The sequence below is a fragment of the Pseudomonas sp. NFPP04 genome, from assembly GCF_900113815.1.
Lineage (GTDB): Bacteria > Pseudomonadota > Gammaproteobacteria > Pseudomonadales > Pseudomonadaceae > Aquipseudomonas > Aquipseudomonas extremorientalis.
Genome location: NZ_FOQS01000012.1, coordinates 72,793 through 96,016, shown reverse-complemented (window position 1 = coordinate 96,016; position 23,224 = coordinate 72,793). Strand labels below are relative to the sequence as shown.

Annotated in this window: 17 protein-coding genes; 3 read left to right on the top strand and 14 right to left on the bottom strand. The window is 61.1% G+C overall.

From position 1 onward, the window contains the following. On the top strand, nt 1–2,184 hold the full coding sequence (locus BM017_RS22760) for a glycoside hydrolase (RefSeq protein WP_092248614.1): 2,184 nt from the start codon (nt 1–3) through the stop codon (nt 2,182–2,184). A 116-nt stretch (nt 2,185–2,300) separates the two neighbouring features. On the opposite strand, the gene BM017_RS22755 is transcribed toward BM017_RS22760, so the two are convergent. From BM017_RS22755 to BM017_RS22700, 12 genes are all read right to left on the bottom strand, one after another. Continuing rightward, nucleotides 2,301–2,927, bottom strand: coding sequence for a class I SAM-dependent methyltransferase (locus BM017_RS22755; RefSeq protein ID WP_092248611.1), 627 nt, complete (start codon nt 2,925–2,927; stop codon nt 2,301–2,303). Between the two features lie 40 nt (nt 2,928–2,967). Further along, nucleotides 2,968–3,612, bottom strand: a complete 645-nt coding sequence (locus tag BM017_RS22750) for a methionine ABC transporter permease (protein WP_071492519.1) — start codon at nt 3,610–3,612, stop codon at nt 2,968–2,970. After that, the gene (locus BM017_RS22745; protein WP_092248608.1) at nt 3,602–4,717 is read right to left on the bottom strand and encodes a methionine ABC transporter ATP-binding protein; all 1,116 of its coding nucleotides are present in this window, start codon (nt 4,715–4,717) and stop codon (nt 3,602–3,604) included. Before BM017_RS22745 ends, BM017_RS22750 begins: the two co-directional genes overlap by 11 nt. Then, nucleotides 4,714–5,529 carry a MetQ/NlpA family ABC transporter substrate-binding protein gene (locus tag BM017_RS22740; RefSeq protein ID WP_092248604.1) on the bottom strand — a complete coding sequence of 272 codons (816 nt, stop codon included), beginning with the start codon at nt 5,527–5,529 and terminating at the stop codon, nt 4,714–4,716. Before BM017_RS22740 ends, BM017_RS22745 begins: the two co-directional genes overlap by 4 nt. After that, a complete protein-coding gene (locus BM017_RS22735; protein WP_092248601.1) occupies nt 5,526–6,905 on the bottom strand; it encodes an LLM class flavin-dependent oxidoreductase in 1,380 nt (459 codons plus the stop codon). Before BM017_RS22735 ends, BM017_RS22740 begins: the two co-directional genes overlap by 4 nt. Next, nucleotides 6,905–8,098 (bottom strand): SfnB family sulfur acquisition oxidoreductase, encoded by a 1,194-nt coding sequence (locus BM017_RS22730; RefSeq protein ID WP_092248598.1) that lies wholly within the window; start codon nt 8,096–8,098, stop codon nt 6,905–6,907. The genes BM017_RS22735 and BM017_RS22730 overlap by 1 nt, the downstream gene beginning before the upstream one ends. A 24-nt stretch (nt 8,099–8,122) precedes the next feature. Further along, complete coding sequence (locus BM017_RS22725; protein ID WP_092248595.1) at nt 8,123–9,364, bottom strand: SfnB family sulfur acquisition oxidoreductase; 1,242 nt, start codon at nt 9,362–9,364, stop codon at nt 8,123–8,125. Between the two features lie 187 nt (nt 9,365–9,551). Continuing rightward, nucleotides 9,552–10,316, bottom strand: a complete 765-nt coding sequence (locus tag BM017_RS22720; protein ID WP_092248592.1) for a hypothetical protein — start codon at nt 10,314–10,316, stop codon at nt 9,552–9,554. Nucleotides 10,317–10,687: 371 nt separating this feature from the next. After that, entirely contained in the window at nt 10,688–11,434 is a 747-nt protein-coding gene (gene tcyN / locus BM017_RS22715) for an L-cystine ABC transporter ATP-binding protein TcyN (protein ID WP_071492513.1), read from the bottom strand. 3 nt (nt 11,435–11,437) lie between these two features. Next, nucleotides 11,438–12,103, bottom strand: coding sequence for a cystine ABC transporter permease (gene tcyL, locus BM017_RS22710; RefSeq protein ID WP_010214112.1), 666 nt, complete (start codon nt 12,101–12,103; stop codon nt 11,438–11,440). Beyond that, on the bottom strand, nt 12,103–12,897 hold the full coding sequence (gene tcyJ / locus BM017_RS22705; RefSeq protein ID WP_092248589.1) for a cystine ABC transporter substrate-binding protein: 795 nt from the start codon (nt 12,895–12,897) through the stop codon (nt 12,103–12,105). The genes tcyL and tcyJ overlap by 1 nt, the downstream gene beginning before the upstream one ends. 290 nt (nt 12,898–13,187) lie before the next feature. Beyond that, complete coding sequence (locus BM017_RS22700; RefSeq protein WP_092248586.1) at nt 13,188–14,183, bottom strand: D-cysteine desulfhydrase; 996 nt, start codon at nt 14,181–14,183, stop codon at nt 13,188–13,190. Nucleotides 14,184–14,348: 165 nt separating this feature from the next. On the opposite strand from BM017_RS22700, the gene epsC reads away from it, so the two are divergent. Beyond that, the gene (gene epsC, locus BM017_RS22695) at nt 14,349–15,275 is read left to right on the top strand and encodes a serine O-acetyltransferase EpsC (RefSeq protein ID WP_071492510.1); all 927 of its coding nucleotides are present in this window, start codon (nt 14,349–14,351) and stop codon (nt 15,273–15,275) included. Nucleotides 15,276–15,280: 5 nt separating this feature from the next. Here epsC and BM017_RS22690 read toward each other — a convergent pair whose 3' ends face one another. Continuing rightward, nucleotides 15,281–20,362, bottom strand: coding sequence for an NEL-type E3 ubiquitin ligase domain-containing protein (locus BM017_RS22690; RefSeq protein ID WP_092248583.1), 5,082 nt, complete (start codon nt 20,360–20,362; stop codon nt 15,281–15,283). Between the two features lie 342 nt (nt 20,363–20,704). Here BM017_RS22690 and betT point away from each other — a divergent pair, with 342 nt between their 5' ends. Beyond that, nucleotides 20,705–22,666 carry a choline transporter BetT gene (gene betT / locus BM017_RS22685; RefSeq protein WP_170856111.1) on the top strand — a complete coding sequence of 654 codons (1,962 nt, stop codon included), beginning with the start codon at nt 20,705–20,707 and terminating at the stop codon, nt 22,664–22,666. 97 nt (nt 22,667–22,763) lie between these two features. Here the strand turns inward: betT and BM017_RS22680 are convergent, their stop codons facing one another. Continuing rightward, nucleotides 22,764–23,219, bottom strand: a complete 456-nt coding sequence (locus BM017_RS22680; protein WP_256575669.1) for a DoxX family protein — start codon at nt 23,217–23,219, stop codon at nt 22,764–22,766. Nucleotides 23,220–23,224 lie beyond the last annotated feature (5 nt).

Below are 23,224 nucleotides of genomic sequence, written 5' to 3'. Positions count from 1 at the left end.
ATGCCTCACTTCCTGCGCCACGGTCTGTTGATTTGCACACTGTTGCTGTCACCCATGGCTTTTGCCAGCACCGTATTGGAAAACCCCCTGTGGCGGGTCGAACTCGACCCGGCCACCCTCGCCATCCGCGTGACGCCCCACGGGCAGGCGACGGTACAAGCTTCCAGCGGCTTGCCGACGCGTGCCGTCAGCCAGCTTGTGCGGAGCGATCAACAGGCCAGTTGGCAGTGGGATGACGGCGCCTTCCGGGTGAGCGCCACCCTTGAACAGCGCGACCTCAAGTTGACCCTGCGCGCGCGTGAGCCTGGCGAGCTACCTATCCTTCAGCAACCCGCCAGCGCCCTGGGCAACGGGCTGATGTGGTCGTTGGCCGAAGGGCATTACGTGCCCGCCGACAACGCTGTATGGAAAGCGTTTTTGCAGGAACAAGGTGATCTCAACACCACCCAGGATCTCAGCCTGCCGCTGTGGGGCCTGGACCACGGGCGCTTCACCTTGAACTGGTTGCTGACCAACCCCTACAACAATCGCCTGCGCTGGCAGGAAGGGATGGCGCTGTCCGTGGCCCACGAATTCACCGCGCTCGACCCTGATGCGCCGATGACCCTGCTGTTGCACCTGGGGGAGGCCGATCCCTTGGCCGGCGCCAAGCGCTATCGCCAATGGCTGGTGGAGCAAGGGCGCTATGAAGCGCTGGCGGAAAAGCTGCGGCAGACACCCGAGGCCGAGAAGTTGCTGGGTGCCAGCCATGTCTACCTGTGGGGTAATGACCTGCTGGCGCCGGAGGATGTCCGTGACTGGCCGTTGTTGCTCAAACGCCTGCGTGGCCATGAACTCAAAGGCTTGCTCGACAAGGAGTCGACAAAGATCCTGGCGCAGGCGACGGCCTTGAATCGCTATGAGCAGACCGCGCTGCTGCGGGGGCTGAATGCGGCAATCAACAGCAAGGCCCGGCAGAGTTGGCAGGTGCAAGAGCCGGATATGACGCGCCTCGCTGCACGTTATGGTGAGCTGCGCAGCGAGTTGGCCGTCGCGTTCGCCGGTGCGCTGAGCGATACCCCCCAAGCCTGGGGCAGCCGGGCGATCCAGTCACTGCGTGATACAGGTCTTTCACGCTTGCTGCTGACCCTGGGCGAAGGCTGGGAGGGCGGCCTGTGGCACCCCGAGGCGATCCGCGCCGGGGTTGAGGCGGGTTACCTGATGGCGCCCTACGATTCCTATGAAACCGCGTTGTCTGCCACGGAAAATCCGGATTGGACCACCGCCCACCTGGGCAGCAGGGCTTACCGCGACTGCGCGATTATGTTGAAGGGTGGCAAGCTGAAAACCGGCTTCCAGCAGTCCGGTCACTACACCGACCCACGTTGCGTGCGGCCTTTGCTCGAAGCCCGTGTGAAGGCCGTGCAGGCCAAGGCCGGTTTCAACGCCTGGTTCCTCGATGCCTATGCCACCAGCATGGTGTTCGACAGCTACCGCGACGGCGCCCGGATGACCCAGGCGCAAAACGCCGAGGGCAATGTCGACGCCTCGCGCTGGCTCAACACGGTGCTCAAATTGCCAACCGGTTCCGAAGACGGCAACGCCATCACCGCCCAAGGCATTCTGTTCGCCCATGGCATGCAGACGCCGGTGATTGGCTGGGGTGACCAGGCCATGACCCAGGACAAGCAATCGCCCTACTACGTGGGCAATTGGTACCCGCCGGAGCAGCCGACGGTGTTCTTCAAGCCGGTGCCGCTCAAAGAGCCGTTTCGCACGGTCTACTTTGAGCCGAGCATGCGGCTGCCGTTGTACCAGGCGGTGTTCCACGGCTCGGTGATCACCACACACCACTGGCTGTTCGACAGTCTCAAACTGAGCAATGTGCGGGTCGAGAATGAGCTGACGCAACTGCTCTACAACGTGCCGCCGCTGTATCACCTGAGTGCCTCGACCGTTAAACAGCGGCTGCCGGTGATCCAGCGGCAGGATCGGTTCTTCCGGCCGCTGCACCAGCGTTTGGCGACCCAGGCGATGACGGATTTTCGTTGGCTGACGGCGGACAGGCAGGTGCAGCAAACCACCTTTGCCGATGGCACGCGGTTGGTGGCGAATTTTTCTGGCGAGGAAAAAGAAGGTTATGCCGGGCGCAGTGTGACTGCACATGGGGTGGGTGAAAAACCGTTGGTGTATCAGGTGGAGTAAGGCTGCCTCAGCAGGCGTCATCGGGGGCAAGCCCCCTCCCACATGTTGACTGTATTCACACATCAAACTGTGGGAGGGGGCTTGCCCCCGATGGCGTCAGACCAGGCAACGAAAATCTACCGCTTGCGCCACACACTCGCCAACCAGGGCTGTTGCGCCCTGGGCAAGCCTGCCGGCCGGTAGTAATGCTCCAACTCCACAAACCCGGCTTGCGTCAGGAGTGTTTGCCACGCCGCCCGGTCGTGATAAGACCCGTACCGTGGCCCATTCCAACCTTCCTGGTTGTCACCCCGAGGGTTGGAACTGAACAACACGCCGCCCGCCTTCAATGCCCCATGCAATTGCTTGAGCACACGTGGCAGTTCCTGCTTGGGGATATGAAACAACACCGCATTGGCGAAGATCCCGTCAAAGCGCTCGACAGGCAGGTCCAGCTTGAGGAAATCCTGCTGCAACACCTCGCAGCCACTGTCCTCCCGCGCCATCTGCGCAAACCGCTCCGAGCCGTCGAGCCCCACCGCGATATGGCCCATGCGGGTAAAGGTCTGCAAGTCACGCCCGGGGCCGCAGCCGAAATCCAGCACAGTAAACGGTGCCGGACCCTGGATATGCCGCAGCAGGGCATCGATGTTCTGGCTCACATCGTGATCGCGGGTGCCTTCACGGAAGTCCTCGGCCACTTTGTTGTAGTGGCCGAGGGTGGCGGAGGTGATCTGCTTAAGGTCGTCGGGTTTGAGTGTCATGACGGGTAATACCGGGCGTCTTCGATGACCCGACTATACCTCACCTCTTATTGAGCCCCCGCGCCAGGCGATCCCCACCCACCTGAATCACCGCCACCAGAATCACCAGCAGTACGATCACCGTGAGCATGATCTGCGTATCAAAGCGCTGATACCCATACCGGTACGCAATATCCCCCAGGCCCCCCGCGCCAATCGCGCCGGCCATGGCCGATGAGTTGATCATGGTCACCAGCGTGATGGTGAAACCGCCGACGATCCCCGGCAGCGCTTCCGGCAACAGCACGTGCCAGATGATGTGCCAGCGGCGGCAGCCCATGGCTTGTGCGGCTTCGATCAGGCCGTGGTCGACTTCGCGCAGGCTCACTTCGGCAATGCGTGCAAAGAACGGCGTGGCGGCGATGGTCAAGGGTACGACCGCTGCCCATACGCCGTAAGTGGTGCCGACGATCAGCCGAGTGAACGGGATCAGCGCCACCATCAGGATCAGGAACGGAATCGAGCGGAACAGATTGACGAACGCCCCCAGCACGCGATTCAGCGCCGGGGCCTGGTAAATGCCGCCCTTGTCACTGGTCACCAGGAATACCGCCAGCGGGATTCCCACCAGCAGCGCGATCAGCGATGACACGCCGACCATCAACAAGGTGTCGATGGCGCCTTGTACCAAACGATCAAACCACATAGCCCAGCACCTCTGTGTGTTGTGCCCAATTCCCGGCTCGTTTGCGCAGTTCTTCGGCGCTGTGGGGCGAGCCGTTTACCGCCAGCAGCAATTGCCCCAGGGCATGCCCCTGGATGCGTTCCACGCCGCCTTGCAAAAGGCGCACGCGACCGCCGAGTGCGCTGAACAGGGCAGCGAGGTCGGGTTCGTCGGTGTCGCCGCCGGTGAATTGCAAACGCAGCACCAGCGCCGCGTCCGCCGACGCTGGTGTGGCCTGCAGGCGGCTTTGCAGTTCGTCCGGCAGCCCGTGTTGCAGGGGGGCCAGCAGGGTTTTGCTGACTTCATGCTGCGGGTTGCCGAACACGTGCCACACCGGGCCTTGCTCGACGATGCGCCCATGTTCCAGCACCACCACGCGGTCGCAGATTTCGCGGATCACCGCCATCTCGTGGGTGATCAGCACGATGGTCAAACCCAGGCGCCGGTTGATCTCGCGCAGCAGGCCGAGAATCGATTGGGTCGTCTCCGGGTCGAGGGCCGAGGTGGCCTCGTCGCACAGCAGGATCTCGGGGTCGTGCACCAGCGAACGGGCAATGCCCACCCGTTGTTTCTGCCCGCCGGACAGCTGCGCCGGGTAAGACGTGTGCTTGTCCTGCAACCCCACCAGTTCAAGCAGCTCGCGTACTTTTTGCTCGCGCTGCTGCTTCGGCACGCCCGCCACTTTCAACGGCAACTCGACGTTCTGCCACACCGTTTTGGCCGACATCAGGTTGAAGTGCTGGAAGATCATGCCGATGCGTCGACGCAGGGCCACCAGACGGTCTTCATCAAACTCACCGATGTCCACCTGATCGATCAGCACCCGCCCGCTGCTGGGTTGTTCCAGGCGATTGATGGTGCGGATCAGCGATGACTTGCCGGCGCCGCTGCGGCCAATGATGCCGAACACTTCACCGCGCTGGATCGCCAGGTCGATGCCTTGCAAGGCATGCACCGTGCCGTCGTAGGTCTTGCCCAGGTTGATGAAACGCACATGCGCGCGATTGAGGTCCGGGTGCAATTCGCTCTGCTCGGCGTCCCTGGGCGGCAGGCCCAGGTCGCGCAGTTGGGCATGGGCGGCGGTCATTTTTTATCTTCCCAGCCGACTTGGTAGAGCTTGCCGAGGGATTTATCCAAGGCGGCACGCACCACCGGCGAATGCTGGTAGATATCCACAAACTTGATCACCCGTGGGTCGGTCTTGCTTTTGGGCTGGATCACGAACTGGATCACGTACTCTGGATGGTCGAGGCCGTCGAACAGCAGCGCCGACTCGGCATCGAAGGTCTTGGACAGGCGGATATACGCCGGGTAGCCCTGCACCAGGTCGGCATCGTCATAGGCGCGCACCAGTTGCACGGCCTCGACCTGCAGGATCTTGATCTTCTTCGGGTTGCTGATGATGTCTTCCTCGGTGGCCTTGTAGCCCACGCCCGGCTTGAGCGTGATCAGCCCCGCCTTGGCCAGCAGTTGCAGGCCACGACCGCTGTTGATCGGGTCGTTGGCAATCGCCACGCTGGCGCCCTGGGGCAAGTCGTTGATGCTTTTGTACTTCTTCGAATACAGCCCGACGTTGTTGATGATGCCCGGCGCATAGGGCACCAGGTCAAAACCGGCGGCGGCCTTGGCGTTTTCCAGGAACGGGATGTGCTGGAAATAGTTCACGTCGATATCGCCGGCAGCCAGGCTGACGTTGGGTGCGATCCAGTCGGTGAACTCCACCAGCTCGACTTTGAGGCCTTGCTTGCCGGCTTCGGCTACAGCGGCTTCCAGAGGAATCGCAAAGGCGGCGGTGGTGCCGATCTTCAACGGCGCATCGGCGGCGAATACCGCTGAGCTGAACAGTCCGAACGCCAGGGCCAGTGCTTTGACTGGATGAGTGAGCAGTGTCTTTTTCATTGGGTATTTCCAGTCAGAGAAGCAGTTTGTCGGTAGGTGGAACCGGTGTGTTGTTCGGGTAGGCGGGCGCTGCCCTGGAAGACTTTTTCCCGCAGCGTTCCCTGTTCATATTCAGTTTTGTACGACCCGCGCTTTTGCAGCTCCGGCACCACCAGGTCGATGAAGTCCACATAGCTTTCCGGCGTGACGATGCGCGTTAGGTTGAAGCCATCCAGGCCGGTCTCGCTGATCCACGATTCCAGCTCGTCGGCGACCTGTCCGGGCGAGCCGACCAGGGTGATGTAGCGCCCGCCCAAGGCGTGCTGCTCCAGCAATTTGCGCCGGGTCCAGTCGTTGTTCTGCAGGTTCTTGGTGGCCGACTGGATCGCGTTGCTCTTCACGTACTGGATCGGCTCGTCCAGTTCGTATTGGGCAAAGTCGATGGCGGTGGATGCCGAGAAATGCGCCACGCCGGCTTCCGGGCTGGCGTAGCTGAGGTACTCGGCGTGTTTGGCCCAGGCCAACGCTTCTGTGGCACCCACGATCACGTTGAGGCCCATGAACACCTTGATGTCATCCGGGTTGCGCCCGGCCTCGACCGCGCTGGCGCGCACCTTGTCCACCTGGACCTTGGTCGCGGCCTTGTTCTGGCCGCTGATGAATACGCACTCGGCATGGCGCCCCGCGAACAGCAACCCGCGCTCCGAACTGCCGGCCTGGAACAGCACCGGTGTACGTTGCGGAGAGGGCTCGCACAGGTGATACCCGTCCACCTGGTAGAACTCCCCCTGGTGCTCGACCTTGTGCACCTTGCCCGGCTGCGCATACACCCGCGCCTTGGGGTCGTTGAGCACCGCGCCGTCTTCCCAGCTGCCTTCCCAGAGTTTGTAGAGCACCTCCAGGTATTCATCGGCCTGGTCGTAGCGGCGGTCATGCTCGACTTGTTCAGTGAGGCCCATGGCCTTGGCGGCGCTGTCGAGGTAGCCGGTGACGATGTTCCAACCCACACGGCCACGGCTCAGGTGGTCCAGCGTGGACATGCGCCGGGCGAACAAATACGGCGGCTCGTAGGTGAGGTTGGCGGTGAGGCCGAAGCCGAGGTTTCTGGTGACGGCGGCCATGGCTGAGACCAACAGCAACGGATCATTCACCGGCAGTTGGATCGACTCTTTGAGCGGCACATCAATCGAGTTCTGGTACACGTCGTACACACCGACGATATCGGCGATAAACAAACCGTCGAACAGCCCGCGCTCCAGGGTTTGCGCCAGCTCGGTCCAGTACTCGATCGTCTTGTACTGGGTCGAAGTGTCCCGTGGATGCGTCCACAGGCCGTGGTTGATATGCCCGATGCAGTTCATGTTGAAGGCATTGAGCAGGATTTTTTTCTTCGCCATCAAATGGTCCCCCGCAGCGGCGGGTTTTCATCGTTCAGGTAGTAATTACCCACCGCGTGGTACTTCCACCGCACCGGGTCGTGCAGGGTGTGCACCCGGGCGTTGCGCCAGTGACGGTCCAAGCCATGTTCAGCCAGGGTCGCCTGGCTGCCGGCCAGTTCGAACAGGGTGCTGCCGGCGGCCAGGGAAATTTCGGTGCTCAAGGCGCGTACTTCCGCGACGGCAATCGAGGCGGCAGCGACGGTCTCGGCGTTGCTGTCGGCCTGGGCACGGTCCAGGTACTCGCCCGAGCGCTCCAACAGCGCCTCGGCGGCGTGCAGGCGGATGCTCAAGTGGCCGAAGCTTTTCAGGGTCAGTGGGTCTTCAGTGGCTTTGTCGTTGCCGGAGTCGATCCACGGGCGGGTCTTGGTGCGTACAAAGTGCAGCGCATCTTCAAAGGCCGCACGGGCGATCCCGGTGTCGATGGCAGCGTGAAGGATCTGGGCCAGCGGGCCGACGGTGGTCGGGCGTTCGAAGGCGCTCTGGAACGGGATCACGTCCTGCGCGGCCACCCACACGTTATCGAACACCACCGAACCGCTGCCGGTGGTGCGCTGGCCGAAGCCGCTCCAGTCGTCGATCACGCTCAGGCCTTCGCTGTCGCGTGGCACAAAGGCCAGTTGCTGCACGCCGTGGTCATCCACCACCGACGTGGGGATGCGCTGGGCGTAGATCGCGCCGGTGGAATAGAACTTGCGGCCGCTGATACGGAAACCGTCACCGTCGCGGGTGATTTTGGTGACGCGGTCATGGGCGGTCTTGGTGCCCAGTTCCGCCAGGGCGTTGCCGAAGCGCTGGCCGGCGAGTACCTCGGTGTACAGGCGTTTTTGCTGTGCCGGGCTGCCGTTTACGCGCAGCACTTCCAGGGCGTAGAAATGGTTCTGCGGGATCTGGCCCAGGGATGCATCGGCCTGGGCTATCAAGGCAATCACCTTGGCCAGGGTGACATTGGATACGCCCGCGCCGCCGTGCTCCTTCGGCACGCTGATGCCCCACAGGCCGGAGCGCGAGAACGCATCCAGCTCGGGCAAGGGCAGGCGGCGCTCGCGGTCGCGCTGGGCGCTGTCGCGGCGAAAGTCTTCGGCCAGGTCGCTGGCGACAACAAGGGCTTGTTCGTCGCTGGTGATGACCGCGACGGGATGAGAGAAAGTCATGATGTTCTCCAGATGTCTGGTCGGTCAGATCCAGGAATGGCGAGCCGGCAAGGTACCGTTCAAGCGATAGGCGCCGATGGCGTGATACTTCCAGCGCACCGGGTCGTGCAGCGTGTGCACCCGGGCGTTGCGCCAGTGACGGTCGAGGTTGAATTCGGCAAGGGTGGCGCGGCTGCCGGCCAGTTCGAAGAGCTTTTCGCTGACCAGCAGCGACACTTCGGTGGTCAGCACCTTGGCCTCGGCCACGGCGATGGAGGCCCGTGCGGCGGACTGCGCGGTGATGGGCGCGGCGCTGACCTGGTCCAGCACTTGCCCTGCCTTGCGCAGCAGCGCTTCGGCGGCGTGCAGTTCGATCTTCAGCTTGCCGATGTCGGCGATCACGTACAGGTCATCGCTGGCACGTTCGACCTTGGCGTCGATCCAGGGGCGCGAGCGTTCGCGTACGAACGCGATGGTGTCATCCAGCGCGCCACGGGCGATGCCGGCGTCGATGGCCGCCTGGATCAATTGCGAGACGGCGCCCTGTATCGTCGGAGTTTCGCCGATGCGCCAGTTTTCCACGACCAGTTCGGCCTCCACCGGCACCCGATCCAGCAGCACCGTGCCGCTGGCGGTGGTGCGCTGGCCGAAGCCGGACCAATCGTCAACGATGCGCAGCCCTTCAGTGCCTCGGCGCACGAACGCCATGACCTGCTTGCCGTCATCGTTCAACGCCTTGACCGCGACCCAATGCGCAAACAGCGCGCCGGTGGAATAGAACTTCTGGCCGCTGATTACGTAACCGTCACCGTTGGCGGTGATGCGCGCCTTGAGCTCCAGGGTATTCCTGGTGCCGCGTTCCGGGCCGCCATTGCCGATGCGCCAGCCGTCTAGCACGCTCTGGAACAGCTGTTTTTTCTGGCGCTCGGTGGCGGCGCCCTGCAACAGGTGCAGGATGCCGAAATGGTTCTGCGGGATCTGCCCGAGGGCCGGGTCGGCCGCGCTGATGATCGCGAACACCTCGGCCAGGGTCACGAACGACACCTGCGGGCCGCCGTACTCACGGGGAATGGAAATACTGCCCAGCCCACTGCGGGTGAACTGCTCGATCTGCGCCCACGGCAGTTTGCGTTGCTGGTCGCGCCTGGCGGCTTGCAGGCGAGCCGCCTGGGCCAACTCATGGGCAGCCTTCAGCGCCTCTGCGTCGTTGCGCAGCACGGTGGCCGGCAACAGCAGGGGGGCTACGTCCAGATCATTCTGGGGGGGGGTTAGAGCCAAGTTAGACATCAGCGCCGCTCCTTGGCTGCACGTAATGCCCTGGCGTTGCGCACCGGGGTAATCCTGACCATACCGACCTCGCATTCAATGAAATAAAAACAGAAAAATCAGAGATGTCCGGTGGTCCGGTGTATATACCCTAAGCGTGTTAAATATTTAAATAAACTAACTTTTGGGAATATGCATAGAAGGTCTGTCACCCAGGTTCACAGGGCGATCCCGGCGCTCGTGGCTGGTAGGTCAGCGCGGTCCCGGCCGGGCGGGACGGTGCCCCTGCTGCAATGCGCAAGGTGCGCGCGGGTGCCCAGCGTGAATTGTTGCCGACGCGGTCAAGAATGCAGTACGTCACTTCCAGCCGACAGTCGTCGCCCGCTTCGATAATCACCGTCGAAGGTACCCATACCTGTACCGCCAGGCCGACTTCCCTGGCCCGGATCTTCGGCAGATCCAGGCGCACATCGCCCCAGCGCAAGGTGATGGCATCGCCAGTGGTCATGTGCAGGTAAGGCTCGATGGTCAGGGGAATACCGCGCCGCACCTGGCTGGCATTGACGCCGTAGCGGCGGATGATATCGGGCAGGCCCACGGGGGCGAGGTTCTGGTTTTCGTCACCGCAAAGGGGCGAGGGTTGGCCGCCTGGGCACAGGGTCTTTACACGCACTCGCCTCACGGCTGAGCGAGCAGGGGCGTGGCCGACCTGCATGACTTGGTAATGCACCTGCGTCGGCCCCTCCAGCACAAAACTCTCTGGTACCCGCAGGTGAGTGAACTCGCCGATCTTGCCTGTGGTGATCCGACGTGAAGCGGCGAAACAGTTGTTCCAGAACAGCTCGATCAGGTCGCCTTCATCCATGCCGGGATACGGCGGGATGTCAACCTGCAAGCGTGCAGCGGCCAGGGCATTGATGCCATTGCCGACGGCCTGGGGCAGTGTCGGGGCGGTGAGCAGGGGGCGCGTCATAAGTCATCTCCTTGATGCAGCCAGCAGCAATCGCTCCGGACCTTTGGCGCAGGTGTGCGCGGTGGGCCGAACGAAACGATTCAGTGAATAGCCGGGATAGGATCCAATCCTCTGGGCGCTAGATAAGAGGGTTGGCCGAGGGGCGTCAATGGCGGCAAAGGGCTAAATGGCGGGTTTGGAGATAATCAGAACGGTCTGACTGGGGCGGGGATATTCAGGTAGGTGCGGCGGGGTGTTTTACCCGCGAGAACGAGGATTCCCCTTGTAGGAGCCGGCTTGCTGGCGAAGAGCGATCAGGCAACGCGGTAAACCTGATTTACCGCGTTAACGTTGACGTTTTTCGCCGGCAAGCCGGCTCCTGCAGGTGGGAATCAGTGGGCGAGGAATTTGCTCAGGAACTGCTTGGTGCGCTCTTCCCTGGGGTTGGCGAACAGCGCCTTGGCTTCGCCTTGTTCCACGATCACACCCTTGTCGAAGAAGATCACCCGGTTGGCCACATCCCGCGCAAAACTCATCTCGTGGGTGACGATGACCATGGTGCGGTTTTCTTCGGCGAGGCTGCGGATGGTCGCCAGCACTTCGCCCACCAGCTCAGGGTCCAGCGCCGAGGTGGGTTCGTCGAACAGGATCACCTCCGGCTCCATGGCCAGCGCGCGGGCAATTGCCACGCGCTGCTGCTGGCCGCCGGAGAGGCGCCGTGGGTAGGCGTCTTCCTTGCCTGCCAGGCCTACCCTGGCCAACAGCTTGCGACCCAGTGCGACCGCGGCATCGTGCGGCATCTTCTTGACCACGGTGGGGCCTTCGATGACGTTTTCCAGCGCGGTGCGGTGGGGGAACAGGTTGAAGTTCTGAAACACAAAGCCCACGTGCTGGCGCAGGCGTCGCACCAGGCTTTGTTGCTGGTTGATCGGCTTGCTGGTGTCGATCTCGATGTCACCCACCTTGATGCGGCCGCTGGTGGGTTGTTCGAGGAAATTCAGGCAGCGCAGGAAGGTGGTCTTGCCGGAACCGCTGGGGCCGATGATGGCGATGACTTCGCCTTCCTTGACCTCCAGGTCGATGCCGTTGAGCACCACCTGACCGTTGAATTGTTTGGTCAGTTTTTCAACCACGATCATGCTTCAGGACTCCAGGTCATGCCGGTTGACCCGGTCTTCCAGGCGATTTTGCAAGTGCGCCAGGATGCTCGCCAAAATCCAGTAGATCAGGGCAGCGGAGAGATACATGGTGAAGATTTCGAAGGTCCTTGCCGACACCAGTTGCGCCTGACGGAACAGCTCGGGCACCTGGATGGTGGCGGCCAGCGCCGTGTCCTTGACCAGCGAAATGAAACTGTTGCCCAGCGGCGGCAAGGCCGTGCGCATTGCCTGCGGCAGGATGGCCCGGCGCAGGGTTTGCGCGCGGGTCATGCCGATACTGGCGGCGGCTTCCCATTGGCCGCGCTCGATGGAACCGATGGCGGCACGCAGGATTTCACAGGCGTAGGCGGCCATGTTCAGCGAAAAGCCGATCATGGCTGCCGGGATAGGATCCAGCTCGATGCCCACTTGCGGCAAGCCGTAGTAGATCAAAAACAGCTGTACCAGCAAGGGCGTGCCGCGAAAGAACGACACGTAGACTCGGGCGAGCCAACTCACCAGCTTGAAGCGGGACAGGCGCATCAAGGCCAGGCCGAAGCCCAGCAGCAAGCCGAAAAACATCCCGCCGAGGCTGAGGATCACCGTGTAATACGCGCCCTTGAGCAGGAAGGGCGCGGAGTCCAGCGCGAGTTGGAAACCTGCTTCCATTATTGAGTGACGTCAGCGTTGAAGTACTTCTCGGACAGCTTCTTCAAGGTGCCGTCAGCACGCAGTTTGTCGAGGGCCTTGTTCACGGCATCAAGCAGTTCCGGCTCACCCTTGCGCAGGGCAATACCGGCTTCCTGGCGGGAGAAGGCATCGCCGGCTGCAGCGGTGTCCGGGGCTTTCTTGGCGTATTCCAGGGCGGCCAGGCGGTCGATCAGGATGGCGTCGATACGGCCGATGCGCAGGTCCTGGAACTTGGTCGGGTCGTCGTTGTAGGTCTTGATGATGGCTTTGGGTTGATTGTCCTTGAGCCATTGTTCGTAGTTGGTGCCCAGGCCCACGCCGACTTTCTTGCCGGCTAGGTCGTCGGCGGTCTTGATAGCGTCGACGTTTTTCTTCAGGACCAGCGCCTGGATACCGGAGACGGTGTAAGGCTGGGAAAAGTCGTATTTCTTTTTACGCTCTTCGGAGATGGTCACCTGGTTGACCACGGCGTCCAGGCGCTTGGATTCAAGGGCGGCGAGGATGCCGTCCCATGGCGTCGCTTGCAGCTTGACCTTCACGCCCAGCTCCTTGGCCAGGGCTTCGGACAGTTCCACTTCGAAACCGCTCAGCTTGCCGCTTTCATCGACGAAGCTGAACGGCGGGTAAGTACCTTCCAGGCCGATCTTGATCTCGCCGGCTTTTTTGATGTTGCCCAGTTGTTCACCCGCGACTGCCTGGCCGATCAGGCCAGCCCCGAGTGCCAGGCCCAGAGTGCCAACCAGCAACGTGCGACGGAATACAGAAATAGTCATGAAGAGCCCCTGTGTTTTTATGGTGTGCGAAGCAGGTGACGCAGTAGTCGTATCCTGCCTTAAAGCGCGTAGCGCGTCTTCGCCTACGGCGCGACTATAAAGCCGGTTTTTAAGACTTGAAAATAATATAAATCAAATCTGATATTCCAATAAGAAATATATAGAGGTTCTAATGTGGGAGGGGGCTTGCCCCCGATAGCGGTGTAGCAGTCACAGAAGTCATGGCTGACACTCCGTCATCGGGGGCAAGCCCCCTCCCACATGTTGGTCCACATTTAGTCCGCATTGATTCAGTTAAAGGCGCTGTTGTAGGCAAACAACGCCGGCGCGCCGCCGGTATGCAGGAAAATGATCGGGCCATCCTCGAAGCGCTGGCGCCCGATACCGTCCAGCAAGCCGGCCATGGCCTTGCCAGTGTAGACCGGGTCCAGCAGCAGGCCTTCCTGGCTCGCCAGCAACTTGACCGCCGCCAGGGTGCCTGCGTTCGGTTCGCCATAGCGCGGGCCAAAATATTCGTCCCACAGGATCACCTTGAAGGCCTCGGGAATATCCACACCCAACAATTCGGCGGTGCGTTCGGCCAGGCCCTGCACTTTCGGGAACTGTGCTTCTTCGGTGCGCGATACGGTGATACCGATCACGGGCAACTGCGGCAGCACTTCGCTCAACGCCAGGGCCAGGCCACTGTGGGTGCCCGCACTGCCGGACGCCAGCACCACGGCGGCAAACTCGATACCGCTGGCTTCGATCTGCGCGGCCAGCTCCAGCCCGGCGCGCACGTAACCCAGGGCGCCGAGTGCATTGGAGCCGCCGATGGGCACCAGGTATGGCTGCTTGCCGTTGCTGCGCAGGCGGTCGGCGACGGCACTGAGTTGGTCGTCGACGTTGTCGAGGTTCTCCACCAGCTCCACCTTGGCGTCGAACAGGTCCAGCAGCAGGCGGTTGCCGTTGCCCAGGTAGTTGGGGTCTTCGGTGCCGGTGGGGTTCTCCAGCAGCGCGACGCAGCCCAGGCCGAGCTTGGCGGCCAGCGCGGCGGTCTGGCGCACGTGGTTGGACTGGATCGCGCCAGCGGTCACCAGGGTGTCGGCGCCTTGGGCGATGGCATCGGCGGCCAGGTATTCGAGTTTGCGCAGCTTGTTGCCGCCCATGGCCAGCGGTGTGGTGTCGTCGCGCTTGACGTAGATGTCTCTGCCCGACCAGGCCGACAGCCGCTCGAGTTTTTCCAGGGCGGTGGCGCCACCCAGCAGTTCCAGGCGGTTAAAACGGTCGAGCTGTTGTTTGATCATGGCTACGCACGGTTGATGAGGATGGGGCGACTATAGGCAGGCACTTTTCATCGGGCAACCGCCAATCGCTTATTCCGGAAGGTTCTTAGCATTGCACCATTGGTTCTTAAGGGCGGCCAGGGTGCATACCGTAAAGTGAGTGCCATTACGTCAGGAGTGAAAACCGTGAGTGAGCGTTCCAGTCATTGGCAATTACAAACCATCGTCAGCCAGTTGCGCGGCGCCCGGGACCAGTGGCGAACGCGCAATGGCCGTTTGAGCGGTGAGCATGGTGGCCGCGAGTTGCCTTCGCGTGAAGCGGTGGCGCAGATCCTGGAGTCGTTGTGCGGCGCGTTGTTCCCCATGCGCCTGGGCCCGGTGGACCTGCGTGAAGAAAGCGAAGACTTCTACGTTGGCCACACCCTGGATGTGGCGCTCAATGCCCTGCTCGGCCAGGCGCGCCTGGAACTGCGCTACGCCGCGCGCCAGAGCGGCGAGGACGACAGCGCCGTTAATGCCCACGCCATCCGCCTGATCCAGGATTTCGCCCTGGCCTTGCCGTCCCTGCGCAGCCTGCTGGACACCGACGTACTGGCCGCCTACCACGGCGACCCGGCCGCTCGCAGTGTGGATGAAGTGTTGCTGTGCTACCCCGGCATCCTGGCGGTGATTCACCATCGCCTGGCCCACCACCTGTACCGCGCCGGCCTGCCGCTGTTGGCGCGCATCAGCGCCGAGATCGCCCACTCGGCCACCGGCATCGACATCCACCCCGGCGCACAGATCGGCCCGAGTTTTTTTATCGACCACGGGACCGGCGTGGTGATCGGCGAAACCGCGATCATCGGCGAGCGCGTGCGCATCTACCAGGCCGTGACCCTGGGCGCCAAGCGCTTCCCGGCGGATGAGGACGGGCAGTTGCAGAAGGGCCATCCGCGTCATCCGATTGTCGAGGACGATGTGGTGATCTACGCCGGGGCGACCATCCTGGGGCGCATCACCATCGGCAAGGGCTCGACCATTGGCGGCAACGTGTGGCTGACCCGCAGCGTGCCGGCGGGGGCGAATATCACCCAGGCGAACCTGCAGCATGATGACGGCACGCAGAAGTGAGCATGTCAGCGTTCAAGCCGCTCCAGTGACAGGTGGGTCTGTTCGCGCAGCCACTCCATGCGACGTTCCGACAGGTCATTGTAGAGCTGGTTGTACAGGTCCTCGGACATGACCTGGTCCGGGACGACTCGGTCCTCGATCTGTAACTGTTCGATCCGGGACTTCAGTGCCTCGCGTTTTTGCGTTTTCTCCTGCTCGTTCAGACCCTGCGCCTGGGCAAACGCTTTTTGTTCGGTATCCAGTTGCTCCAGGCTTTCCAACTGTTGAACCGTGTTTTCTTCGTTGGCTGCGTAGTCTTTTGCGTAGCGTTCCTTCAGGAAGGGCTCCCAGTAGGGTTCCTGCAACATGCGGTTCACCAGTCCGTCGCCTTCACTCAAGTCTTTCACGGCTTTGCCCGCATGGATGATGGAAGACTCGGGCACATCGGCGGTGTTTCGATACGTCATGCTGTCGCTGACCCAGGGCAGGTTGAGGCTTTTCGACAGGCGTGTCTGGTAGGCCAGGTAAACCTCCACCTCGTCGACGCTGCCGGGCTGTCCATCAACAACCTGGGTGGACAGTCGCAGTCCCTGGCCACCTTGATTGGCAGGTTTGAGACGGTTGGCGATGTCCGCCCGGGCGACATCGTTCACCATCTTGAGCCTCGCGGCGCCTTGGGCTAGACGGGTGATTGTCTCTTCATGTTCAGCTTGCGTTCGACTGTATCGCCTGGCCGTGGTGGCGGTGACCTGAATCCCCATTTCGGTGAATATCTGGCGGCTTGCGTCCGGGCACAGCCCCGGGAAGCTCGACATTTTGAACAGCTCCTGACGCAGCATCGTGTCTTCGTGCATGCTCAACAGCATATGCCGCACCTGATCGGTCAGGATTCTTCGGTTTTGTTCGTAACGCATCTGGTCCATCGGGTCCTCGAAAGCCTCGGGTTGCTCCAGTTTCTTGATGACCTCGAAAAAACCCTGGGAGCCTTCTTCATTTTCCAAGTCAAACCAGACATTGGCAAAACGTATCTGGTTTTCATCGTCCAGGTCATCCACCCAAAAGTCAGCATCGCCCTTGGGCGGGTAAGTGCGATAAGGGTCCAACCCAAAGTCAGTTTTGTGCTCGTCCCAAAGGGCCCTGGCTTCAGGCGTGAGGGTTGCGCGGTCCAGCCAGGTGTTAGCCACGGTAAATGCCTCTGCGGACTCCCTGGCGACCTCTGGAATTGTGGTAACGGGGTTGCCGCGAAGGTACAGGTCAAAAGACGCGTCTCGCTCGTGCGCAAAGAGACCCGCGGGCCATTCGCTGATCCCTGTGTGGGACAGGTCCAGCGCCCTCAGGTCGCGCATGTGACTAATATCCGGTACCCGTCCCAGAGGGTTTTTTGAAAGATCCAGCCCCTGCAACCGCCGCAGTTTTTTCAACTGCTGGACAGCGGTGTTGTCCAAGGCAATAGCGTTGTTGCTCACGTCAAGGGCTTTGAGCGAGCGCATGTTTCCAATGGCCTCGGGCAGCGTGACCAGACGGTTATCCGCTAAATCAAGCGCCTTCAGTTTTGGGAAATGCGCCAGGAATGGCGTATGTTCAGCGGCAAACCCACTGCCATTCATATGCAAGTGCGTGACCAATCCCAACTCAAAGGGCAGCACGGGCAGTTCAGTCGGCAGCACTGTATCGCTCAGGTCCAAGTACACGTCGTTGCCTGCCGTATTGAACTCGTCGTGCAGTTTTGTGTACCCCTCGCGCCAGGCTTCTTTCAACTTCCTGGTAAATGCCTTCCTGGCAAGCACCTCTTCCAGCGAGTTGCGATAAGGAAATCGGGTACTGTCTTGCAAATAGGTGTGTAGCGCCTTGTCTAAGGCTTTGCCTTCGGCTTTCAGGTTTTCCAGTTGTAATCGCCCCTCTTCACTCTCGGCTTTTTCAGCGAAGCGTTTCACGCCTTGCTCGGACATCCCCGGCAGCCAGTGTTTGATATCCCCCTGCACCGTAACGGGATTTACCTCGACATCGACCACGCGGCTCATGCTGTTGCCGCCACCGAGCAGGATCAGTGTTTCACGTTCAGGATGGGTGGGGATAGGCGCCTCGGCGAGGGCCAAGCGCCGTTCGGTGGGCGCTTTGTTTTTTTCAATCAGCCATGTGCGCAGTGTGTCGCTATCGCGCAAGGGGCTTTCGGGCGGCAATGCCTGGAATACAGCATTGTAGAAGTCAGTTGCGCCGTGTATCAGCTTGCCTTCGGCGTTGAACACTCGGTACTGGCCTGTTCGGTTACGCACCAGGATCTTGAGGTGTGCGGCATCCTCTGCGCCGACCTGGGTTCTCAGGTCGCCGGTAGGGGTTCGCTCACGCACCTGGATACGCAGATTCGCAAAACTGTCTGAGTGAATTCTGAGGGTATTGAGTGCCAGGTTTTCGGTGTGTGTCGAGGGCGGGGTACCCTGGACAAGCTGTTCGAACATGCGCGTACTGCGGACTTCGAAATCCAGCTCACGCGCTTGGTTTTTTACCTCCAATGGAAGGCGTTTCTTTTCACTCATAATGCTCAGGTGGCGACGACGGGTATGGCGAACCAGGCTCTGAGCGATACTCAGGGGGAGGTCAGGGTACTGGCTGCGCAGCAATTGGATAGAGGGCTCGTCGCTGGCCTCCTGGCGGGAGTAGTCGCTGTGGGCGAGGGAGGCGCTTTGCTGCTCGACATACTCGGCCAGCCGTTCACGCAGCGCCTGTACGCGCTCATTCTCAGGCAACTGTTTGCCGAGTAACTGGGTCAGTTGTGGTTCATCCAGGTAGTCCACGACTTTTTCCGCCAGCCGGCCGGACATGACATCGGCGATGCTCAGGCTCAGGGCATCGGCGCCTGTTGCTTGTGCATTGCCATAGCGACGGGGCGTGCCTGATAAATCGCTATGCGGGTACACCAGCAAGGCTTTGTCACGAGGCCAGCCCTCAAGTTCGGTGACCATTTGTTCGAACCAGTCCGATGACGGGTCAAGGGGCTGGCCTGTACGGATGGCGTCTTCGGCCTCTCTGATGCGCTTCTCACTGTCAAAGCGTTTGAGGGTATCGGCCAGCAAGGGCGGGGTGGGTTCGTTGTTGGCGTACATATGGCGTAAATCCCCGAACGCGACACCGCTTATCTGCCGTACCTGCTCCAGTTCACCGACCGTCAGACCGTTTGTCTGTGGCCCGAGGCGTCTCAGCAGGCGAGCATTGTTCCAGGTCCTTGGCTGTTCACCGGCCAGCACGCAAGCGCCGCTGCCATTGAGCGCCACGGGAGGCTGGTAGGCACTGGGGCGTTTGGGATGGGCAAGGGTGTACGTTTGGGTGACAGGGTCCTTGCGGACTTCATAGTGGTGGTTTTCCACTTTCACAATCTGCTTGCCCTGATGGTGGTGAAGGCCATTTTCGTGCGCAATGGAGGTCTCGGGCAGGCGCAGGTTGGTATGTTGGTAAGGCGCGAGGTCAGGGGCCCAGAGGCGCGTCTGCGCGGAAGGTGTCTGTACGGGTTGGAGTTGCTCGACAAACGTGGACAGTTTCACCTTGGCAATTTCACCCACTTTACCTCCCGCTTCGAACAGCGCGAGCTGCAGCGTGTTCTCTGCGATCGAGAGCAGATGTTCTGCCGCTTCGCGCTGCAAGCCTTCGGCCCAATCGACGATGCCTTCAAATACATCGTCGAGCATCTGGTAGGTGGTGTAGGCCAACATCAACTCCCCCAGCAAGGGAACGAACGGAGTGATGACCAGGAGCGCGGCATTGAAAATGTCCGAGAGCATTTTTTCCAGGTTGTCCCACCACTTCCAGCGCGCCATGCGGTCGGCGTAGGCTGTGGAGATGGCAATCTCTCGGGCATCGTTCACGCATTTGTTCAGTTTGACGCGGTAGAGGTAGTGCCAGAGATCATCCTGGCCCGGATCGTCGCCACGGTTTTGAATATCGTCACGAACAGCCAGGGTGCGAAATTGCAGGTTGGGGGTTTCTACCGGCTCTGGGCGCCAGTTGGGGCGGCTGTCCCCAGGTTCTCTGTCGTGCCAGCGCACAGTGGAAAGCAACTGATTGAGTTGGTAAAAAAAGCGCCCACGTTCCTGATGGGCCACGAACTGGCTGAAGAACTGCTGGTAGCTGGGGCGGGATGGGTCGTCGCGAGGCGTGCGGTCACGCAGTTGGCCGGTCAACTCTTTGACGAAGGCCGGGGCCGAGCTGTAGTCCTTGAGAGGGTGGGCGGGGTCATCAGGGATATAGACCAGGATTTTATGAAGCGCTGCGTCCAACCGTGCGGGGGCGATGATGAAAATGCCCGGCAGGCGTGTATCCAGCAGGCTCAGCGCGTAGACGTCCATCGTTTGCCCGCCCAGTTGAAGCGGGCCGTCTCTTTGGAGCAGCGACTGAATGAGGGTGTAACTGTCTTCGGTGATGTCTTTTTTGGCGAGCGCCACGTGAGCGGCACTGTTGAGGGCGGCTTTCAGGTTGTGGATGACTTTTTGTCGGAAGGAGGTGGCGACCGAGGCATTGCCGAACCCCACTGTCAGGGTGAGGTTTTGCATATAGCGCGCACCGATATCCAGGTTTCGGCACAAGGTTTTGAAATGGTCGGCGGTGAGGGGTTGACCTGTCACCCTGTGTTTGAACGTGAGTATCTCACGCTGCCCACGGGCATCCTCTGCCGCAAGGAAAGCGTAATCGACAAAGGTTTCCGAAGCTGAAAAGTTGTGCAAGGCGGCGTCGAGCAGCGTCGTTGTCCGGACGGAGACACCCGGGTGCGTCCCGAACGTCCACCAGGGCAATGTGGCCGGCGCGTATAGACGGATCGAAGTATTCGACACATCAATAGCGCCGTAGTCACGCAGGGCATTTTTCAGCAAGGGCTCGGCGAAGGCCTTAATGTCGGTGAGTTTCTCGAATAGCGTGTCCAGTGCGTTCTGGCTGGCCCAGTGGGTGTCCAGGGCGTGCTTGAAGGGCAGGCGCTGCTCCGAGCCAGGGGCATTGCGATAGAGTTCCGTGAAGTCTGGGCGCTGTTTTTTCAACGCCGCAAAACGTTGCAGTGACGTGCTCCGCAACCATGGCGGCAATTGTTGCCGGATAAAATCAAAATGCTTCAATGTCTCTGGCATGACTGAATGACCTCAGGTGGGCAGTGGTCATTCGATTGTGGTGAATGCAACAGGAGACAGGCTGCACATATTGAAAGGCGTGCTGAACGTTTTTCAGCGCGATCCGTCATACCTTTCCTTGAGCTTGTGTAGGAATCACCTACCACTCAGCCCTGCGATTAGTCCCAGACCGCCTATCCATGTTTAACTTGAATGCTCGTTCAAGTTAAACCCGGTGGTTCGCTGCCCGCTCACAACAGGAGGCTTACCTTTGCTGAGTCCGTTTTTCACAGCCATATCCCTCATCCTTGGGGTGCATCGTTCATGAGTGCATCGTCCACCCCATCCAGCGGCCTGGTGCGCATGAATGCGCCGGTCTTCTACTTTGCCGCGACGTTTATCCTGCTGTTCGGCATCACCGTCATCGCTATCCCGCAACAGGCCGGTGCCTGGCTGCTGGCGGCGCAAAACTGGGCGGCCAACACGGTCGGCTGGTACTACATGCTGGCGATGACCCTGTATCTGGTCTTCGTGGTGGTCACCGCGCTATCGGGCTACGGCAAGATAAAACTCGGTGCCGACCACGACGAGCCCGAATTCAGTTACCTGTCCTGGGCCGGCATGCTGTTCGCCGCCGGGATCAGCATCACGCTGTTCTTCTTCTGCGTCTCCGAGCCGCTGACGCACCTGGTGCAACCGCCGCAGGGCGCGCCGATGAACGCCGACGCTGCGCGCCAGGCCATGCAGATCCTGTTTCTGCACTGGGGCCTGCATGGCTGGGGCGTGTTCGCGTTTGTGGGCATGGCCCTGGCGTACTTTGCCTACCGGCATAACCTGCCGCTGGCGTTGCGCTCGGCGCTGTACCCGCTGATTGGCAAACGCATCAATGGCCCCATCGGTTACGCGGTGGATGGCTTTGGCATTATCGCCACGGTGTTCGGCCTCGGCGCGGATATGGGTTTTGGGGTGCTGCACCTCAACTCCGGTCTCGATTATCTGTTTGGCATTGCCCATACCCAGTGGATCCAGGTCGGTCTCATCACGCTGATGATGGGAGCCGCGATCCTGGTCGCTGTGGCCGGCGTCGACAAGGGCGTGCGGGTGATGTCCGACATCAACATGCTGCTGGCCTGTGCGCTGCTGCTGTTCGTGTTGTTCGCCGGGCCTACCCAGCATTTGCTTAACACCCTGATCCAGAACATCGGCGACTACCTGGGCGCCTTGCCGACCAAGAGTTTCGACGTATACGCCTACGACAAACCCAGCGACTGGCTGGGTGGCTGGACCGTGTTCTACTGGGCCTGGTGGATCGCATGGTCGCCGTTCGTGGGCCTGTTTATCGCACGGATTTCCCGTGGTCGTACCATCCGCGAATTCGTGTTCGGCGTGCTGCTGATCCCGCTGGGTTTCACCCTGGCCTGGATGTCGATCTTCGGCAACAGCGCCATCGACCAGGTGCTCAACCACGGCATGGCCGCGCTCGGCCAGTCGGCCATCGATGATCCGTCGATGAGCCTCTACCTGCTGCTGGAAACCTACCCCTGGAGCAAAGCCGTCATCGCGGTCACGGTGTTTATCAGCTTCGTGTTCTTCGTCACCTCGGCCGACTCCGGCACCGTGGTGCTGTCGACCCTGTCGTCCAAGGGCGGCAACGCCGATGAAGACGGACCGAAATGGCTGCGTGTGTTTTGGGGGGCGATGACCGCGCTGGTCACCAGCGCCTTGCTGTTCGCCGGCAGTATTGATTCGCTCAAGTCAGCGGTAGTACTGACCTCGCTGCCGTTCTCGATGATCCTGCTGCTGATGATGTGGGGGCTGCACAAGGCGTTCTACCTGGAGTCGCAAAAGCAGATCGCCCAGTTGCATTCGCTGGCGCCGGTTTCGGCGGCGCGCAAGGGCCGAGGCGGCTGGCGTCAGCGTTTGAGCCAGGCGGTGCATTTCCCGTCGCGGGATGAGGTGTATCGCTTCCTGGAATCAACCGTGCGTCCGGCGATTGAGGAGGTAACGGCGGTGTTCGTCGAGAAGGGCCTGAGTGTGGTCACCCAGCCCGACCCTTCCAACGACAGCGTCAGCCTGGAAATCGGCCATGGCGAGGAACATCCCTTCGTCTACCAGGTGCAGATGCGCGGCTACTTCACGCCGTCGTTCGCCCGTGGCGGCATGGGCTCCAAGGAGATCAACAACCGCCGCTACTACCGCGCGGAAGTGCACTTGGCCGAGGGCAGCCAGGACTACGACCTGGTGGGCTACACCAAGGAGCAGATCATCAACGACATCCTCGACCAGTACGAACGGCACCTGCAGTTCCTGCACTTGGTGCGTTGAGGTTCAGGCCCTGATGTACAGGGCCAGTGCCACTCACGGCGCGCCGGACACGCCACTGCCGATCACCAGCTCTGACACCTGGGCTGGCCGGCAGTGACTACCCCTTGCCCAACGCATTGTCCAGGGAGTAACGGCCTGCACCGCGAAACACCAGGTACAACGCTAGCAGCGCCATCAGTACCGGGTACTCGATGCCCCGGTCGATCCATGCCCACGTCGGCCCCAATAAGTAAGCAATGGTCAGCATCTGCACGGTCATCATGGCCGCGACCAGCCGTGTGCCCAGGCCGAGGATCAACAGCAACCCGCCCACCGCTTCCAACAACGCGACCAGCAGGCCGATCAACTCCGGCTGCGGCAGGTGCAGGCGATTCTCGATCAGGTTGATGGATGCCGCCATCGGATCGGCCATCGAACCATGTGCACGGCCCAGCAATTTGGGCAGGCCGTGGGTGAGCATGATTACCCCGAAACCTGCGCGCAGCAGCGCGTAGGCAAGGGGTTCGGCAAAGCGGTAAAGCGGGGCGAGTGCGGGGATCGATAAGGTTGGCATGAAAG

What these genes read in the sequence shown, in the direction of transcription:
- BM017_RS22760 (WP_092248614.1), top strand. Translation starts at nt 1, where the DNA reads ATGCCTCACTTCCTGCGCCACGGTCTGTTGATTTGCACACTGTTGCTG.
- BM017_RS22755 (WP_092248611.1), bottom strand. Translation starts at nt 2,927, where the DNA reads ATGACACTCAAACCCGACGACCTTAAGCAGATCACCTCCGCCACCCTC.
- BM017_RS22750 (WP_071492519.1), bottom strand. Translation starts at nt 3,612, where the DNA reads ATGTGGTTTGATCGTTTGGTACAAGGCGCCATCGACACCTTGTTGATG.
- BM017_RS22745 (WP_092248608.1), bottom strand. Translation starts at nt 4,717, where the DNA reads ATGACCGCCGCCCATGCCCAACTGCGCGACCTGGGCCTGCCGCCCAGG.
- BM017_RS22740 (WP_092248604.1), bottom strand. Translation starts at nt 5,529, where the DNA reads ATGAAAAAGACACTGCTCACTCATCCAGTCAAAGCACTGGCCCTGGCG.
- BM017_RS22735 (WP_092248601.1), bottom strand. Translation starts at nt 6,905, where the DNA reads ATGGCGAAGAAAAAAATCCTGCTCAATGCCTTCAACATGAACTGCATC.
- BM017_RS22730 (WP_092248598.1), bottom strand. Translation starts at nt 8,098, where the DNA reads ATGACTTTCTCTCATCCCGTCGCGGTCATCACCAGCGACGAACAAGCC.
- BM017_RS22725 (WP_092248595.1), bottom strand. Translation starts at nt 9,364, where the DNA reads ATGTCTAACTTGGCTCTAACCCCCCCCCAGAATGATCTGGACGTAGCC.
- BM017_RS22720 (WP_092248592.1), bottom strand. Translation starts at nt 10,316, where the DNA reads ATGACGCGCCCCCTGCTCACCGCCCCGACACTGCCCCAGGCCGTCGGC.
- tcyN (WP_071492513.1), bottom strand. Translation starts at nt 11,434, where the DNA reads ATGATCGTGGTTGAAAAACTGACCAAACAATTCAACGGTCAGGTGGTG.
- tcyL (WP_010214112.1), bottom strand. Translation starts at nt 12,103, where the DNA reads ATGGAAGCAGGTTTCCAACTCGCGCTGGACTCCGCGCCCTTCCTGCTC.
- tcyJ (WP_092248589.1), bottom strand. Translation starts at nt 12,897, where the DNA reads ATGACTATTTCTGTATTCCGTCGCACGTTGCTGGTTGGCACTCTGGGC.
- BM017_RS22700 (WP_092248586.1), bottom strand. Translation starts at nt 14,183, where the DNA reads ATGATCAAACAACAGCTCGACCGTTTTAACCGCCTGGAACTGCTGGGT.
- BM017_RS22690 (WP_092248583.1), bottom strand. Translation starts at nt 20,362, where the DNA reads ATGCCAGAGACATTGAAGCATTTTGATTTTATCCGGCAACAATTGCCG.
- betT (WP_170856111.1), top strand. Translation starts at nt 20,705, where the DNA reads ATGAATGCGCCGGTCTTCTACTTTGCCGCGACGTTTATCCTGCTGTTC.
- BM017_RS22680 (WP_256575669.1), bottom strand. Translation starts at nt 23,219, where the DNA reads ATGCCAACCTTATCGATCCCCGCACTCGCCCCGCTTTACCGCTTTGCC.